This window comes from Robertmurraya massiliosenegalensis JC6 (assembly GCF_000311725.1).
In the GTDB taxonomy this organism is placed as follows: Bacteria; Bacillota; Bacilli; order Bacillales; family Cytobacillaceae; genus Robertmurraya; species Robertmurraya massiliosenegalensis.
The window spans coordinates 88,497-105,368 of record NZ_HE978520.1; the positions used below are offsets into that span (position 1 = coordinate 88,497).

Annotated in this window: 17 protein-coding genes and 2 tRNA genes; 5 read left to right on the forward strand and 14 right to left on the reverse strand. The window is 37.2% G+C overall.

Annotated features, from left to right (window positions below):
• Positions 1-11: 11 nt before the first annotated feature.
• The gene (locus BMSHG_RS24130) at positions 12-320 is read right to left on the reverse strand and encodes a PTS sugar transporter subunit IIB (RefSeq protein ID WP_019157036.1); all 309 of its coding nucleotides are present in this window, start codon (positions 318-320) and stop codon (positions 12-14) included.
• Positions 321-550: 230 nt separating this feature from the next.
• A complete protein-coding gene (locus tag BMSHG_RS24135) occupies positions 551-2,467 on the reverse strand; it encodes a BglG family transcription antiterminator (protein WP_019157037.1) in 1,917 nt (638 codons plus the stop codon).
• Between the two features lie 342 nt (positions 2,468-2,809).
• Between BMSHG_RS24135 and BMSHG_RS24140 the strand changes: the two genes are divergently transcribed.
• Together BMSHG_RS24140 and BMSHG_RS24145 are read left to right on the forward strand one after the other, a co-directional pair.
• Positions 2,810-3,328 carry an RNA polymerase sigma factor gene (locus BMSHG_RS24140; protein ID WP_019157038.1) on the forward strand — a complete coding sequence of 173 codons (519 nt, stop codon included), beginning with the start codon at positions 2,810-2,812 and terminating at the stop codon, positions 3,326-3,328.
• Entirely contained in the window at positions 3,325-4,128 is an 804-nt protein-coding gene (locus BMSHG_RS24145) for a hypothetical protein (protein ID WP_019157039.1), read from the forward strand. The genes BMSHG_RS24140 and BMSHG_RS24145 overlap by 4 nt, the downstream gene beginning before the upstream one ends.
• Before the next feature lie 545 nt (positions 4,129-4,673).
• Here the strand turns inward: BMSHG_RS24145 and BMSHG_RS24150 are convergent.
• From BMSHG_RS24150 to groES, 4 genes are all read right to left on the reverse strand, one after another.
• The gene (locus tag BMSHG_RS24150; RefSeq protein WP_051030979.1) at positions 4,674-5,432 is read right to left on the reverse strand and encodes an RQC-minor-1 family DNA-binding protein; all 759 of its coding nucleotides are present in this window, start codon (positions 5,430-5,432) and stop codon (positions 4,674-4,676) included.
• A 25-nt stretch (positions 5,433-5,457) separates the two neighbouring features.
• Complete coding sequence (locus BMSHG_RS24155; RefSeq protein ID WP_019157041.1) at positions 5,458-5,739, reverse strand: hypothetical protein; 282 nt, start codon at positions 5,737-5,739, stop codon at positions 5,458-5,460.
• An 871-nt stretch (positions 5,740-6,610) separates the two neighbouring features.
• Positions 6,611-8,242, reverse strand: a complete 1,632-nt coding sequence (gene groL / locus BMSHG_RS24160) for a chaperonin GroEL (protein WP_019157042.1) — start codon at positions 8,240-8,242, stop codon at positions 6,611-6,613.
• Positions 8,243-8,298: 56 nt separating this feature from the next.
• The gene (gene groES / locus BMSHG_RS24165; protein ID WP_019157043.1) at positions 8,299-8,586 is read right to left on the reverse strand and encodes a co-chaperone GroES; all 288 of its coding nucleotides are present in this window, start codon (positions 8,584-8,586) and stop codon (positions 8,299-8,301) included.
• 347 nt (positions 8,587-8,933) lie between these two features.
• On the opposite strand from groES, the gene BMSHG_RS24170 reads away from it, so the two are divergent.
• Both BMSHG_RS24170 and BMSHG_RS24175 read left to right on the forward strand, forming a co-directional pair.
• The gene (locus BMSHG_RS24170; protein WP_019157044.1) at positions 8,934-9,671 is read left to right on the forward strand and encodes a CPBP family intramembrane glutamic endopeptidase; all 738 of its coding nucleotides are present in this window, start codon (positions 8,934-8,936) and stop codon (positions 9,669-9,671) included.
• Positions 9,668-9,880 (forward strand): YdiK family protein, encoded by a 213-nt coding sequence (locus BMSHG_RS24175; RefSeq protein WP_019157045.1) that lies wholly within the window; start codon positions 9,668-9,670, stop codon positions 9,878-9,880. Before BMSHG_RS24170 ends, BMSHG_RS24175 begins: the two co-directional genes overlap by 4 nt.
• A gap of 107 nt (positions 9,881-9,987) precedes the next feature.
• Here the strand turns inward: BMSHG_RS24175 and BMSHG_RS24180 are convergent, their stop codons facing one another.
• Both BMSHG_RS24180 and moaC read right to left on the reverse strand, forming a co-directional pair.
• Complete coding sequence (locus BMSHG_RS24180) at positions 9,988-10,641, reverse strand: redox-sensing transcriptional repressor Rex (protein ID WP_019157046.1); 654 nt, start codon at positions 10,639-10,641, stop codon at positions 9,988-9,990.
• Between the two features lie 44 nt (positions 10,642-10,685).
• Complete coding sequence (moaC, locus tag BMSHG_RS24185) at positions 10,686-11,180, reverse strand: cyclic pyranopterin monophosphate synthase MoaC (protein ID WP_019157047.1); 495 nt, start codon at positions 11,178-11,180, stop codon at positions 10,686-10,688.
• Between the two features lie 163 nt (positions 11,181-11,343).
• Here moaC and abc-f point away from each other — a divergent pair, with 163 nt between their 5' ends.
• Positions 11,344-13,266, forward strand: coding sequence for a ribosomal protection-like ABC-F family protein (gene abc-f, locus BMSHG_RS24190; RefSeq protein WP_019157048.1), 1,923 nt, complete (start codon positions 11,344-11,346; stop codon positions 13,264-13,266).
• 210 nt (positions 13,267-13,476) lie between these two features.
• Here the strand turns inward: abc-f and tsaD are convergent, their stop codons facing one another.
• The 6 genes from tsaD to BMSHG_RS24220 form a co-directional block, all read right to left on the reverse strand.
• Positions 13,477-14,499 (reverse strand): tRNA (adenosine(37)-N6)-threonylcarbamoyltransferase complex transferase subunit TsaD, encoded by a 1,023-nt coding sequence (gene tsaD / locus BMSHG_RS24195; protein WP_019157049.1) that lies wholly within the window; start codon positions 14,497-14,499, stop codon positions 13,477-13,479.
• Positions 14,499-14,948, reverse strand: coding sequence for a ribosomal protein S18-alanine N-acetyltransferase (gene rimI / locus BMSHG_RS24200; RefSeq protein WP_019157050.1), 450 nt, complete (start codon positions 14,946-14,948; stop codon positions 14,499-14,501). Before rimI ends, tsaD begins: the two co-directional genes overlap by 1 nt.
• Positions 14,949-14,960: 12 nt before the next feature.
• On the reverse strand, positions 14,961-15,668 hold the full coding sequence (gene tsaB, locus BMSHG_RS24205) for a tRNA (adenosine(37)-N6)-threonylcarbamoyltransferase complex dimerization subunit type 1 TsaB (protein ID WP_019157051.1): 708 nt from the start codon (positions 15,666-15,668) through the stop codon (positions 14,961-14,963).
• Complete coding sequence (gene tsaE, locus BMSHG_RS24210) at positions 15,665-16,120, reverse strand: tRNA (adenosine(37)-N6)-threonylcarbamoyltransferase complex ATPase subunit type 1 TsaE (protein WP_019157052.1); 456 nt, start codon at positions 16,118-16,120, stop codon at positions 15,665-15,667. Before tsaE ends, tsaB begins: the two co-directional genes overlap by 4 nt.
• Positions 16,121-16,323: 203 nt before the next feature.
• Positions 16,324-16,400, reverse strand: a tRNA-Asp gene (locus BMSHG_RS24215).
• Positions 16,401-16,483: 83 nt separating this feature from the next.
• Positions 16,484-16,557: transfer RNA gene (locus BMSHG_RS24220), tRNA-Met, on the reverse strand.
• Between the last annotated feature and the right edge of the window lie 315 nt (positions 16,558-16,872).

Genomic DNA, 16,872 nt, shown 5'->3' on the forward strand with positions numbered 1-16,872 from the left:
TTTCCCCTTTGTTATTTGTTATTCACTAGATCTATCGCTGTTTTGAGAACTTCTTCCCCATTACACGTACCGTAGTGAATTGGATTGATCGCATCCACAGGAATACCTTTTTCATCACCTAATGTTTTCATTTTTCCTAGTAGGTATCGAACTTGAGGTCCTAAAAGAAGAACATCGGCATTGTCAATATGTTGATTAACTGCATTAGCTGGCACTGCCCAAATTTTTCCTTCTAAACCTTGTACTTCAGCTGCTTTCTCCATTTTAGTCACCAACAAGCTTGTACTCATTCCCGCTGCACAGCATAATAAAATATTCATAAATAAGTTCCTCCTATATCGATAAAAGTTATTTTGATAAAATTGATAAAATGATTATTTACTTTCTATGTTTAGTTTATGTTGAAAGCGTTTCATTTTACAGAAACGATTTTTCCGTTAGGTAACGGAAAAATCGATGAACATAAAAATAGTCATTTTTTCCGATAAACCTAAAAAGGGTATCCTCTTAGAATACCCCTCATTTCTTTCATATTCGTCTTAACCATTGCCTACTGTAGAATCTGGATAATTTCTTCAGCTGATTCACTCTTTAGAAGTTTTTGGACTGCTGCACTGTTTTCTAGTAGAGCAATGAGCTTACGATACATTCTTTCCAGATCATCCTCAGGTACTTTTCGTATATTTAACAAACAGACAAATTGAACCATATGTTTATCCGTCCATTCAATCGGCTTCTTTAATGTACATACCGTCCAGAATGTTTCCTCCGTTACCGGTGTAAGTGGATGTGGGATGGCTACAAGATTCCCAAAGTTGGTCGGGGCAAGCGCTTCCCTTTCCAACACCAAATTTACATAATCTTTAGAGACTAGTTTTTGCTGATATAATTGTTCACATAGAAAATGAATGACGCTTTCTTTATCTTGAAAGTCTTTATGAATAAACACTCTTGATGCGTCTAAATAGCTCTGTTTCTCAGACTCTTTTACAGACGATAAACTCTCACGGATATTCGCAATATCCCCTTCTCCTAAAAAGGTGTTCACCACTTTTATCGGAACGCCTATATCTTCTTTTATCGGAATCGTACTAATGATAAAATCAATTGAAGATAGGTCGTATTCGTTTAATTGATAATAATTCGTTGTCGCCACAATTTCGATTTCGTCTTTAAATTCATTTTGTAGACGATAAAACAAAAGCTTCGCACTTCCAACACCAGACGCACAGACCACAATGACTCGCTTTGTCCTTTTATGCCTTGTCTTCATTCTTTCTAATGCTACACCAATATGCAGGGCAATATAAGCAATTTCGTGTTCCCCTACCTCAATATGCAAGTATTCTTCGATACATCTGCTTGCTATAGCAGCACCTTCAAAAGCACTAGGATATTTCCTTTTTATTTCGTCTAATAATGGATTTCGAATGTTCATGTTATAGCGCAATCGGTTCATCGCTGGCCGAATATGCAGACTCAACGCTTGAATAAACTCGGAATCATCATGAAAATCCCAATTTAATTCCGTTTTCAACCTATCCAGCATGCACTGAATAATGGTACCTAACTCATCAAACTTACCAAATTCATCTAACGTATTCTTATGAATTAACTTTGTCCCCAACAAATGAACAATAATATAATCAATCTCAGATTTCGGAAATTTTAACCCTGTGAACTCTTCTACCTCTTTAACGATTTCATTCGCTACTATTCTTTCAAAGGGGTATTTTCCTGTTAAATCGTGTTCAAGATATTCTATGACAAAGCCTTCTTCAATTCTCTTACATCCAATTGTAATATGGGTAGCAAGATTTTCGAGAGCAATGTCGGATATCTCAATTTTATATTTGTTCACTTTTTTTATAATTGTTTCTTTTATTTCCTCAAATAGTTTTTCATTTAAAAGTTGAAAGGAAGGACTATCAATGTTCAAATTGTTATTCCGGATTAAAATATAATTTGAAAAACATAACCGTTTCATATATTCATTACCTTCAGCCTGCGTTCCATAATGCGGTCTTGATACTAACTTCAGATCATAGCTTTCCAATATTTCGCGGACCATTTTTAAATCATTTTGAAGCTTTGGCTTTGAAATAAACAATTCTTCCTCAAGACTTTCTAATTTTATGGGTTCTTTTTCTAATAAAAATCGTTTTAATATATACAAGACTCGATTAGCCTGTTCGGAAAAATCGACTTGGTGCTCTTTCATCAAATCATCGGCATGAGGATGGAACGCTGCTTCAAAGACTTCAAAATCCTTTATCGTTAATTGATATCCTTTTCCACGAATCGATTCAATTATTATTCCTAACGAAGACTGGGATTGCAGTTCTTTAATCTCGGTGCGAATCGTTCTGTCACTCACACCAAGTTCCTTTGCTATCCATTCGGCCGTAACTGGTTCCTTCTCCTTCATTAAGGACAACACAATATCTTTTTGTCGTTTCGAGACCATTTTCTCTCACCTTCCTTAATGAGTTGACCTAAAATGCTTAGACTTTGTCTATCTATTTTGCTCTAGAATCCTACAACATTTCTGAGATAGTCACTACGAAAACGTTTCCTCTAGAAACATTTCTTAAAAATCATCAAAATTTCATTGATACTTTTCTTATAATACTGCTTTTTTTGATAAAAACAAGGATTTCCTTTTAGGAGCAACTCCTAGTTTGGTATTGCTTTCATTTTGCACATGCTTAAATTCTGTACGCACTTGAGTTAGTCTTTTTAATCTTGACACAAATCAAAATCTCACTCGTCTAATAAGGTGAATTCAAATATCGGGGGCCCTAACTTTATGACAAATGTTAGAGAGATTATTTCAGAGTGGTTTTACCTATACAGCCATGATGTGTACGACTTTTTGGTTTATTACACTGGCACAAGAGATGTGGAGGATTTAGTACAAGAAGTTTTTATTAAGGCTGGACGGGGTCTTAATTCTTATAAAAATCAGGCTTCGCCCAAAACTTGGCTTTTCACGATTGCACGAAATACAGCGATAGACGAAGCGAGAAAGAAAGAAACAAAGATTAGTAAAAGCAGCACCCCCTTCGATGAGCGTTTTTGGGAGCAACAAACACTGACAAACCCAGAGCATCTCCTCCTAAAAAATGAAGCACAGAAAGAACTTTACCTCTCAATCTCTAAACTGAAAAAAAAATTTCGAGAAGTGATAATCCTAAGGGGTATTCAAGGATTATCTGTTAAGGAAACGGCCCAAATATTAGATTGGAAGGAAACGGCGGTACGAACAAATTATCACCGTGCATTGAAATTATTGCGGGAGCAAGTTAGTCAGGAGGATCTCAAATGAAGGATCATCAAAAAAATTTAGAGGATAAACTTAGGGAATTACCCACTCACAACATGAGTAAGTCAACACAAGACGATATGCATCAAAACATTATGAATGCCTTAAATGATGTAGAGACACAACAAAAAAAAGGGAGCAAAATACTGATGAAGAAAGTACAAGTAGGTATTGCGTCCGCTGCCGCCATAGTTTTAATTGGGATATTGGGATCAAGCTTTTTTATCAACAACGAAAATCAAACAGGAGAACCGGAAATTGAGCAAACCCCTGCCACTAATGGCAATGAACAGCAGGATAAAGAGAGCACGATCGAAGAGCAAACAACGGTTGAACAAAAAGCACCAGAAATATACAATGCCCTGCACAACCGAGATATGGAAGTGTTATCAACTTACGTGCACTCGGAAAAAGGGCTATTCTTATCATTACTCGATTACTTTGACCAATTTGGGGAAGTTTTTGAAAAAAACGAAGTCCGATCACTACTTGAAGATGATACAGAGTATTTTTGGGGCTATGGAGAGGCCAATATGGAACTAGCCTATACACCAAAAGATTACATGGATAGGTACTTAAAAGCCGATACTTTCCTAAATCCCAACAACGCCATGTTTGACTCTCAAACCGAACGCAGCGACTTTACAGAACGCCTAAAAACAGCCTTCCCTGGATCAAAAATTGTTGAATTTTATAAAGAACCAGAATATGAAGATTGGAAAAGTGTCTATCTAGTATTTGAACCTAATGCTCATTCAATTTGGGAGCTCTCTGCGGTCATAAGTAGCGAATGGACCCCTTAATTTAAAAACCCTCTCGAGAAATTTCGAGAGGGTTTTTCAGTATAAGTTCATTAAGAACTTAGGGGTTTAAACAAACATTTACATTGGTTAGTCAATTGATTATAAACCGCTGCAGCGTTGTTGTATGCCTCTTTGCTAAAATCATTCTTTATTATTGATTGTACTTAAATAAAGGTTTAATGAATCTTCTACTTCGATTGTGACTAACTGTATAAAGTCATCAAATTCTTGTTTAATCGTTTCCCTTGTACTTTCACCTTAAATTCTTGTGCTTCTATGTAAACCTTTAAAACTTTTCACAATTATTCAAAAGTCACCTCAAAATCATTCTAGATAAGCATCTTACATATTGAAATATTCTGCACTTCTGTAGATAGTTCCTTCAAACTTTACGGTTTCTTTCATTGGCTTCTTCGTTATTTCTATTAGCCTATAAATTTTTGAGTTACTTCATCATTTAAAAATTTCATACTAAATACCTTTGTTATATTTAGTAATTCCATTATCTTTTGTTCTAGTTATAATTTTCCATATCGTCTTTATGGTTAATAAAAGAATACATCATCCTTTTCTTTACGACAGGCTTTGCACCTTTTTGGATTCTTAAATCCTTTACTTTTATAATATCTCTGCTCATCTATTGTAAAAGTAAACCGCTCTCCACATACCCAACATTTCAAAAGAAGATCTTGCATCTCTAAACCCTTTAGCGCTTCACGAATAGATTTTGCTCTTTCTTTTATTATGGAATCATCAAACGGCATTTCTCCATTTAATACTAGAATCGTTCTACGGATCTCATCTCTTACCTTTTTATAATCAACTTTTTCCCATAATTCTAAATAAGGAATAAATGTTTGATTTTCGGATGCTTTAATCTTTTCTAATAGCAAAAGAACCATTTCTCTATTTCGATCCTTTAAGTAACTCATATCAGGATTTTGCTTACCCTTATTTATCCATTCTTTCCATTCATTAAAAAGTTCCTCTGCAATTTGATCAGACTCTATATGCCAGCCTCGTTCTGTAAAAATGATCATTGGTAATTTACCGTAATACTCAATATCTAAAAAATCAAAATTTATCATCCAATCAATCTTTTGCATAATACCATCTAATTTATCATCCTTAAAGTAACCGTAAACCGGACAGCTGTCCAGCTCCAGTTGTAATACTTTTTTCTCTCGAGACCCTTTTAAAATCTTGGCAAGCAAAGTTCTTCCCCCTTTTGCAATAATTGGGTCAGCTGCTCTCAATATTACTTTTATTTCTTCATCTGTTAATCGATTAATGCTAGAATTCATCAAAATAGGAAATCCTCCTCATTAATTAGTCTTCAAGCTCACTTAATTTTTCTTGCTTTATGGATTTTCTTTTTATTTCGTTACTAGGAACAGACTTGACGATTTGTATGCGACCAAATTTCTCTTCATATAAATCACGAATCCACATCTTTACAGGTGCTTTCCATCGCTGATTAGGTGCAGGAATATTTTTAATTAAACTTTTTGGTGACATCCCCAACTCCTTAGCCATTTGTATATCCATATCATTCAAACAGCATTGCTTTTTAGCCTCTTTCCATTTTTGCAATTTCTTGTTTGTCGCCATATCCAAAGCCACCTTTTGCCATTCTATCCTTTCTGGATATTTATTCTCTTTCTAGTTTTAAAACAGCCTCTTTTACCACTTTTTTGCCTGGGTCACACAAAATCCTTCTTCTATAGAAATGACCATATCCATTATTTTTTTGATTCACCAATAAGAGTTATGTATTCTTTTATACAACGTTTCCTTCATTTTACAAGTTTCTTTTCAAAAATAAAGAGGTTTCCCACAAGTTTGCATAAACTCCTGTGAAACCCCAATATACTTTTCAATTCCAAAGGATGGCAGCCTTGACTTCATGTTTCGAGTAAAAAAATAACGCTTCGTCAAAGTAGTGAATGGTGAGTTCTTCCTTTAAGCATAGAATACAATGAAATATTTAATAATGCACCAACAACCCTATAGTAAAAGACCGTACATAGTTAATGTTCCATACATTTCTTTTGAATTATTGACCATTTCATCAAAGTTCTAATGAGAATAGTTGCATTTGTACACTCATTGTTATATTCATAGCATCTAATAGCAATGGACATATATTTCGAACTCCTAATGTATCTCTTCTCCACTTCCGTCTGTATATGTTGAGTTTAGAAAAATATCTTCAGATTCGATATCCTCAGATTTAAACCTCAAGATAATATGGAATAACTTTATTATCTCCCTTATTTAAATCGCCTATTATAAAGGAGATTTCTGTACTTATCCTTCTTACAAGACACCCCCATGTAATCCAAGAAATGAAAAAAGAAGCCTCTCAAAAGTTCAGTGAACTCATGAGAAGCTTCTTTTTTGATTAACATGTGATTTTTTGAGAACTGCCCAAATGTAACACGCCTGATTCCTTGATATAACAAGGTTTCAAAGCGGCTTATTACATCATGCCGCCCATTCCACCCATGCCGCTCATGTCAGGCATTTGAGCAGTTCCTGGTGGTTCTGGCTTGTCAGCAACAACTGCTTCTGTTGTTAAGAACATGGCAGCAACAGATCCTGCGTTTTGTAGTGCAGAACGAGTAACTTTAGTTGGGTCCACGATACCAGCTTCGATCATGTTTACCCACTCGTTTGTTGCAGCGTTGAAACCAATACCGATTTCTTCGTGCTTTAGGCGCTCAACAACGACAGAGCCTTCTAGACCAGCGTTAGCAGCGATTGTGCGCACTGGTTCTTCGATAGCGCGTAGGACAATGTTAACACCTGTTTGCTCATCGCCATCAGCTTGAATAGCAGCGACTTTATTGTATACATTAAGTAATGCAACACCACCACCAGAAACGATACCTTCTTCAACAGCAGCGCGAGTTGAGTTTAATGCATCTTCAATGCGTAGCTTGCGCTCTTTAAGCTCAGTTTCAGTAGCAGCTCCAACTTTAACAACTGCAACTCCACCAGCTAATTTAGCAAGACGCTCTTGTAATTTTTCACGGTCAAATTCAGAAGAAGTTTCTTCCATTTGAGCACGAATTTGTGCAACACGTGAAGCGATTTGTGCTGAATCTCCAGCACCTTCTACGATCGTTGTGTTTTCTTTTGTAACCACAACTTTAGCTGCACGTCCAAGATGTTCAACAGTAGCTGACTTAAGGTCTAAGCCAAGGTCTTCAGTAATAACAGATCCGCCAGTTAGGATAGCGATGTCTTCAAGCATTGCTTTACGACGGTCACCAAATCCTGGAGCCTTAACTGCTACTGCATTGAATGTACCACGTAACTTATTCAACACTAATGTAGGCAGAGCTTCACCTTCAACATCTTCAGCAATTAATAATAATGGCTTACCTTGTTGTACTACTTGTTCAAGTACTGGTAAAATTTCTTGGATGTTACTAATTTTCTTATCCGTAATTAAAACATATGGATTTTCAAGAACAGCTTCCATTTTGTCAGAATCCGTAACCATGTATGGAGATGCATATCCACGGTCGAATTGCATACCTTCAACAACATCAAGCTCTGTAGTGAAGCCTTTTGATTCTTCGATCGTGATAACGCCGTCGTTACCAACACGCTCCATTGCTTCAGCGATTAATTTTCCTACTTCTTCGTCAGCAGAAGAAATCGCAGCAACTTGAGCAATTGCTTCTTTATTTTCAACTGGCTTCGAAATAGCCGTTAGTTCTTCCACTGCTGTAGCAACAGCCTTTTCGATTCCTTTACGGATAACCATTGGGTTAGCACCAGCTGTTACATTCTTTAAACCTTCACGGATCATCGCTTGTGCAAGTACTGTAGCTGTAGTTGTTCCGTCCCCAGCAACATCATTTGTCTTGCTAGCAACTTCCGCAACTAGCTTTGCACCCATGTTTTCAAAAGCATCTTCTAATTCGATTTCTTTTGCAATCGTTACACCGTCATTTGTGATTAATGGAGACCCGTACTTTTTCTCAAGAACCACATTACGACCTTTAGGTCCAAGTGTTACTTTCACTGCATCTGCAAGAGCGTCTACACCGCGTAGCATCGCACGGCGAGCATCTTCACTGAATTTAATGTCTTTTGCCATTTGAAAAAAACCTCCTTAAGTTTTGTTTATATTTCTACAGTCATAATTTTAAATTCTTATTCGCCTACAATAGCTAAGATGTCATTTTCACGTAAAATTAAATACTCTTGACCTTGGTACTTCACTTCTGTTCCAGAGTATTTTGAGAAGATAATGCGATCACCTACTGAAACTTCAAGAGCTACACGCTCACCGTTGTCTAATACACGACCAGTACCAACAGCTACAATTTTTCCTTCTTGAGGTTTTTCTTTAGCTGAATCCGGTAAAACGATACCGCTTGCAGTTTTTTCTTCCGTTTCAACAAGCTCAATAACAATGCGATCACCTAGTGGCTTTAACAAGTGAAACAACCTCCTCAAATATAATATGTAATATTTTATTAGCACTCGAACTCTTTGAGTGCTAACACAATTATTATATTAATGAATTCTCATTTTTTTTGCAAGCATCAAGTGCAAATTTTAGGTAAAATTTTGCCTTTTTTATATGTTTTTTTACAAAGTTTCAAAATAGATTTTCCACAAATTCATATCTTTTCCTTTGAAAACATAACCTTTCAAAGTATGTACATCTTTTTTTAATTTATCCAATGACAAATATTTAAAGGCTTCTGTTTGTACGTTTATCGATTTTATTAGTAGAATAGTTTTAGTGCATCATTAGTTAGATGTAAAAGGGGAATCATAATGTGAAGAAAGAATATTGGTACATTTTAATTATTTATATTACGATGCACCTATCAACTTTTGTCGGGGTGCCTGCGTTAACAATTGGTGGCATGTTTCTTGGATATAGTGCTGAAGAGATGGCTATTCACGCTACGGTGATTTGGATCGTCTTTAGTTTTACAGCAGCACTGTTAGTGATCTTGCTCCTTTTACGTAAAGAGATGAAGCAACCTGACCTCTATCGACATTCCGCTCCTGTATCAGCCTCCGCCTTTTGGGCGATCGCTGGTGTATTTCTTGCTTTATTTGCTCAAGGATTAGCAGCCAATATCGAAAACTGGTTAGGGATAGAAATGGGTTCTGAAAATACACAGCAAATCCTCTCTCTCATTGAATCTTTTCCGATTGTTGTAATCGTCAGTTCTGTAATTGGTCCTATTCTCGAAGAAATCGTTTTTCGAAAAATTATTTTCGGTTCACTTTATAAGAGATTAAACTTTTTCTTATCAGCCATTATCAGTTCTGTCATCTTTGCCTTAGCGCATGCCGAAATTGAGCATATATTGCTCTATTCCGCTATGGGATTTACGTTTGCTTTTCTCTATGTTAAAACAAAGCGAATTGTTGTCCCGATTATTGCTCATGTAGCGATGAACACCTTTGTTGTCCTCGTTCAATCTGTTTTTAAAGAGGATCTGGAACGTATGATAAGAGAAACAGAAAATATGCAAAGCTTTATTGGAGGTCTTTTTCTATGACACGAACACCTTTGTTTTCAGGGATCATATATATTTTTCTTGGGGTGTTGTTTACTTATTTCGCCATCCAAGATATCCAACGAAATGATGAATGGGGATTCTTTACCTATTTACTTGTCATTTTAGCTACTTTCGATTTCGGAAGTGGCATTCGTATGATTCTCTTTCACTTTAAAGTTAAAGCAATCCAGAAGGAAAAAGATAAATAAAGACATTGAATCCTAAGTTGCATGACTTTGCCAACAGATAAAATGAACCTATACTAAGTATAAAAAGGCATGACCTCAAGGTGAAAACCAGAGTTCATGCCTTCTTTTTATTCCTCTACTTCATCTACCCCATAATGTTTAAGGAAATAGACCAAAGATTGGAGTTCAACCGCTAAATCAATGTGATGAACTCTTGTTGTTGCAGGTACAGTTAATCGTGCAGGTGTGAAATTAAGAATACCTTTTACATCCGCCTCAATTAGCCGATCTGTAATCGTTTGAGCAAATTGTGCTGGTACAGTTAAAATCGCTACCGAAATGCCCATTTCTCTAATAACCTTTTCTAGCTCGTCCATATGATAGATCGGAACATCTGCAATCGATGTACCTACCTTTGCTTCCTCAACGTCAAAACCAACAGCAATTTTTGTATTATTATTTTTTAGAAAATTGTAATTCAATAATGCTGTCCCAAGGTTCCCGACACCGATTAAGGCAACTTTTGTTAATTCATCTTGATCAAGTGTCTTTCGGAAAAAAGTCAGCAAATAATTGACATTATATCCGTACCCTTTTTTACCCAAAGCTCCAAAATAGGAGAAATCTCTTCTTATCGTTGCGGAATCCACTTTCACAGCCTCACTCAATTCAGCTGAAGATACCCTCTGCTTACCTGAAGAATGCAAGTTTTTCAAGAATCGATAATATAACGGTAGCCTCTTTGCTGTCGCTTGAGGTATTTTCACAGTATCGTTACTCATCCTATTTTCCCCCACCCTTATATATTCTAAAAAAGAATGAGATCTTACTTAATCTCTTTTTCTCTTTTAAAATCTCCGTTTTTTCCACCAGTCTTTTCGACTAAATAGGTTTGACCAATAATCATCCCTTTATCGACAGCCTTACACATATCGTAAACTGTCAACGCACACACAGATGCCGCTGTTAACGCTTCCATTTCCACACCTGTGTTCCCTTTCGTTTTAACAGATGCAGCAATCTTAAGTCTATAATTTTCATCTACTATTTCCCATTCAAATGATATATTCACACCAGTTAATGGGATTGGATGACACATTGGGATGATGTCTGCAGTTTTTTTACAAGCCATAATTCCTGCCACTTGTGCTACTGCCAGAACATCCCCTTTTTTATTTTGATGCTGCGTAATTTGCTCATAAATCTCTTTATTCACAATAATACTGGAGTTAGCAATTGCTGTCCTGACGGTTTCCTTCTTATCGCTAACATCAACCATTTTGGCTCTGCCTTCTTCATTAAAATGTGTAAATTCAGCCATTATCAAACACCTCACTTCAAATGATACACTATTTTGTGATCTTTGTGAAAATATTGTTATCACTTTCACAAATAATTTTCTAGCCATTTTGGAAATTTCTTCTTTTATTGCCGTTCTCTTGCTTCTACGTTACACTATTCGTAGACATATAGAGGTGAAAGCAATGATATTATTACAAGTTAATCAATTATCAAAATCATACGGAGCTGACCCTATTTTAACGAATATTAAGCTCGAAGTTCAAACAAGGGATCGAATTGCATTGGTCGGAAGAAACGGTGCTGGGAAATCGACTCTCCTAAAGATTATTGCTGGACAGCTTTCATACGAATCTGGCGAAATCATTAAACCAAAGGGAGCCGAGATCGGTTATTTAGCCCAAACGACGGGTCTCGATTCGGATTATTCGATTTGGGATGAGATGCTCACTGTATTTCAACATTTAAGGAAACAGGAAAAATCGTTACGAACCCTGGAAGAGAAAATGTCTAATCCAGCTGTTTTCAATAACCCGAATGAGTACGAACGAATCTTAAAAGAATATGATCAGCTTCAAGTCTCTTTCAAAGAAAATGGTGGGTATCAATATGAGTCCGACATTCGTTCTGTTTTACATGGATTGAACTTTCACTCGTTTGACTATTCCACGAAGATTTCGAGCTTAAGTGGCGGGCAAAAAACGAGGCTTGCTTTAGGAAAGCTCCTCTTAACAAAGCCTGACATTTTGATTCTCGATGAACCAACGAACCATTTGGATATCGACACCCTTTCTTGGTTAGAAAACTACTTGCAAGGCTATGATGGAGCTATTCTTATCGTCTCCCATGACCGCTACTTCTTGGACAAAGTGGTCAATCAGGTGTATGAAATTTCGCGTCTAAATATATCAAGATATACCGGGAACTATAGTGCATATTTAGACCAGAAAGCATTGAACTACGAACGAGAAATGAAACAATTCGAAAAGCAGCAAGAAGAAATCGCCAAACTCCAAGATTTTATCCAGCGGAATTTAGCACGTGCCTCTACCACGAAAAGGGCGCAAAGCCGCAGAAAACAACTTGATCGGATGCAAGTGATGGACAGGCCTCTTGGCGATGAAAAATCGGCTTCCTTCGGTTTTGATATCGAAAGACAAAGTGGGAATGATGTTTTAAAGGTAGATTCCTTAGCGATTGGTTATGGTGAGGAAAAGATTAGTGAAAACCTTTCTTTCCGTCTCACAAGAGGAGATAGTATTGCCTTAGTTGGACCGAACGGAATTGGCAAATCAACGCTTTTAAAAACGATCATTGGCCGACTTAAACAACTTTCCGGTGATATTCACTTCGGTTCAAGTGTCTCGATCGGTTATTACGATCAGGAACAGGCTGAATTAACTTCGAATAAACGGGTTTTAAATGAGCTTTGGGATGATTATCCTTTAATGAATGAAAAGGATATTCGTACGGTTTTGGGCAACTTCCTCTTCTCTGGGGATGATGTCTTAAAGACGGTTTCTACTTTAAGTGGTGGAGAGAAGGCACGACTTGCACTAGCAAAACTTATGATGAAAAAAGCGAATTTCTTAATTCTCGATGAACCGACAAACCATCTCGATTTAGACAGCAAAGAAGTGTTGGAAAACTCACTCATTGATTACCCAGGAACGATCCTATTTGTTTCCCATGATCGCTATTTCATTAATCGGATTGCAACAAAAGTTCTCGAACTTAGTCCAAATTCAGCGACAGAGTTTCTTGGGGACTATGATTATTATGTGGAAAAGAAACTTGAGCAAGAGGAATTAAAAGCATTAGAACAAAAAAAGATATCCACAACCTTTCAACAAGTTCAGCCAGAAAAAACAAGTTATCAACAAGATAAAGAAGCAAAAAAAATAGAACGTCAAAGAAAACGTAGATTAGAAGAGATTGAAAAGCTTATTGCAGAATTTGAAGAAATGATTGAAAAAAACGAACAATCACTGTGCGATCCTGAGGTCTTTCAAGATCATGAAAAAGTGATGACTCTTACCAGCGAAACGGATCAGGCAAAAGAACAATTAGAACATCTTTTAGAAGAATGGACTGAATTGGCAGAATAATTTTCCTACTGAAGTACCGGGATAGAAGATCTATCCCGGTTTTATTCTTCCACAAAATTGTCCACATTTTAAATCCCTATATCAGTGCTTTCCACAGACTTTTCCACATTATCCACAAAAAAATGATTATTTATCCACATTATCAACAGAATTGTTGTTATTATCCACAAAAAAATCCCCTACTAAGAGAGGATTTTGTCCTGGTTCAATTTATTGGTTGTGGATGGTGATATCCAAACCTGGATTAGCGTTTAAATTCAATCCTGCCCGCTGTCCTTTTCCATAAAAGATACTTCCTGCAGCTGCAATCATTGCTGCATTGTCAGTACATAAGTACAATGGGGGAATCACTAGTTCAGCTTCTTCTGTGGAAAACACTTCTTCTAACCTTGTGCGCAATCCTTTATTAGCTGCGACTCCACCTGCTAATAATACTTGTTGGACATCGTATTCCTTCGTCGCCTTCAACGTCTTTGTCACTAACACATCAATGACACTCTCTTGGAAACTAGCAGCCAAATTTTCAGGGACAACGGTTTCTCCACGTTGCTCTGCATTGTGGACAGTGTTAATAACCGCTGACTTTAAGCCACTAAAGCTGAAATCATAGGAATCCTCTTCTAACCAAGCTCTTGGCAACGGAATTGTCGCTTCACCAGCCTCTGCCATCCGGTCAATATGTGGTCCACCTGGATATGGCAGATTTAATGTTCTTGCTACTTTATCATAGGCTTCGCCTGCTGCGTCATCCCTTGTTTCTCCGATTACTTCAAAATGACCATGCTCCTTCATATACACAAGTTCTGTATGTCCACCAGATACAACCAATGATAAAAGAGGAAACTTCATCTCTGTCACGATTCGGTTAGCGTATATATGACCAGCTATATGATGAACCGGTACTAACGGGATACCATGAGCAAATGCTAAAGCCTTCGCTGCATTAACTCCAATTAAAAGGGCTCCGACAAGTCCAGGACCTTCTGTTACAGCAATTGCATCAATATCTTTAAATTCTATATTAGCTTTTAATAACGCTTCTTCTAAAACGATCGTTAATTGTTCAACATGGTGCCTTGAGGCAATTTCAGGCACGACTCCACCGAAACGTTTATGACTTTCAATTTGTGAGGAAACGACATTGGCAACAATTTCTCGGCCATTTTTTATGATTGCGACAGCTGTTTCATCACAACTCGTTTCAATCCCCATAATGTATTGATCCTTTTCCATTACAAATTCACCCACATTACTAATCCATCTTCTTGATTATCTGTATAATAATTTTTTCGAATTCCACCATTTTGAAATCCGAGTTTTCGATAAAGAGACTGTGCTACATGATTAGACACTCGAACTTCTAGGGTCATCGTTTTTGCCCCTTTTTCTCTCGCAATTTCCATCACTTTTTTTAACAGAGCTTCCCCTAGTTTTCTTCCTCGATATTTCGGCAACAAAGCGATATTAGTGATATGGGCTTCATCGATAATGATCCATACTCCACAATATCCGAAGACTCCTTCTTCATCTTCTAAAACCGTATACAAAGCAAAGCGATTTTTCGTTAACTCATTTTCAAATGATTCCCGACTCCATGGAGTCGCAAAAGATTGATTTTCGATAATCATAATTTGATCGATATCTTTTTCTACCATCTCACGAAATGTTAGTTGATTATTCATTCTCTCTCTTCCTTAGTTAGAGTTCTTTGTTTTGTTTGCTTCCATCCATTTAGCTTCTGCTTCTGCCAATCGCACATAATTTGGGACAAACGAATGAATATCGACACCATTTTTATTCATTCCTAAAAAGGCTAATTCTGCCGGCCGTGGATTTTGCTCAGTTATTTCTGCAAAATATGCCTTCTCTCCCATTACTTCTTCGATGACTGCACGATGTAATGGTAAGTCATTTCCAATAAAAAGGACGGGCTTTGAAAAAGAACGCAACTGTTCCACCCAGTCTCGAGATTGGAGAATGTGATCCTTTTTTACAGTTGTTAATACCTCATTTTCATATTGGTAAAGCCCTGTATAAATTTGTCCACGTCTCCCATCAAATAACGGTGACACAGCTCCGGGAAAATATCTTCCTACAGAGGCGGCAAGAATTTCTAAGCTAGAGACCCCAACAAGGGGGATATTTAATGTCCAAGCTAATGTTTTAGCAATGGTCACTCCTATTCTAACACCTGTATATGAACCTGGTCCTTGCGCCACGACAATTTTTGTGAGATCTTTTGCTGTCAGATCGCAATCCTTTAATACTGTTTCAATTGTCGGCATGACACGGATCGAATGATTCTTTTTTACGTTCGTGATGTATTCACCAATTACCTTCTCTTCATCGATAACGGCAATTCCTAATGGATAATTTGATGTATCAATGGCTAAAACTTTCATAATCCTAACTCCTTACATAATTCCTCATAGCGGTTACCATTTGGCTCTAACGTAATCAACCTCTTATCCTCTGCCTCATGGGTTAAGCGAATCATTAACCTATCATTTGGGAGTTGGTCTTCGATTAAGTGAGCCCATTCTACGACCGTCACGCCATCTCCTTCAAAATATTCATCAAATCCTAAATCCTCATCAGAACCTTCTAATCGATAAACATCCATATGGTATAGTGGGAGATCCCCCTTATATTCTTTAATGATCGTAAATGTTGGACTATTGACTGTCTTCTTTATATGTAAGCCTTCAGCTAGTCCCTTCGTAAAGGTCGTCTTTCCTGCACCTAAATCTCCCTCAAGCGTAATCACATCTTGTGGCTTTAAAAGGCGAGCCAAACGTTTTGCCAACTCCATCGTTTCAGAAGGATTTGTCGAAGTAATGATGTATTTACTCATCTTCATTTATCACCTAAATCTATATTTAAAATATGGACCATAATATATATGAAAAAACCTTAGGATTCTGCTCCTAAGGATATTCTTATTGTTTTTGCTGAACAAAACACTTTCCTCTATATGTAGTTTACCTTAAAACAGGAGAATGAGCAAAAAATGCAGACATAAAAAAAACGAAACTAAGTTTCGTTTACACTCATAAATGGCGGTCCGGACGGGACTCGAACCCGCGACCTCCTGCGTGACAGGCAGGCATTCTAACCAACTGAACTACCGGACCAAAGCTTTTTCGACGTAAGGAGAAAACAGCTTTCCTTTGTCTTTTTCGACGTAAGGAGAAAACAGTTCTCCTAAAAATAACGATTGCGGAGGCAGGATTTGAACCTGCGACCTTCGGGTTATGAGCCCGACGAGCTACCAGACTGCTCCACCCCGCGATAATAGTATAAATCCAGTATGACGTATGCATCCAGATTGGTTAAAGACTGTCCCGATTTCAGAATGCCTACTCAAGAAGTAACTCAATCGGTACAACTCGCAGTTTTTTTCAGTGAAGAAACGCTCGTTGCTCCACCCCGCGATAATAGTATAAATCCAGTATGACGTATGCATCCAGATTGGTTAAAGACTGTCCCGATTTCAGAATGCCTACTCAAGAAGTAGCTCAATCGGTACAACTCGCAGTTTTTTTCAGTGAAGAAACGCTCGTTGCTCCACCCCGCGATAATAGTATGAATCTAAAAATATGTTTC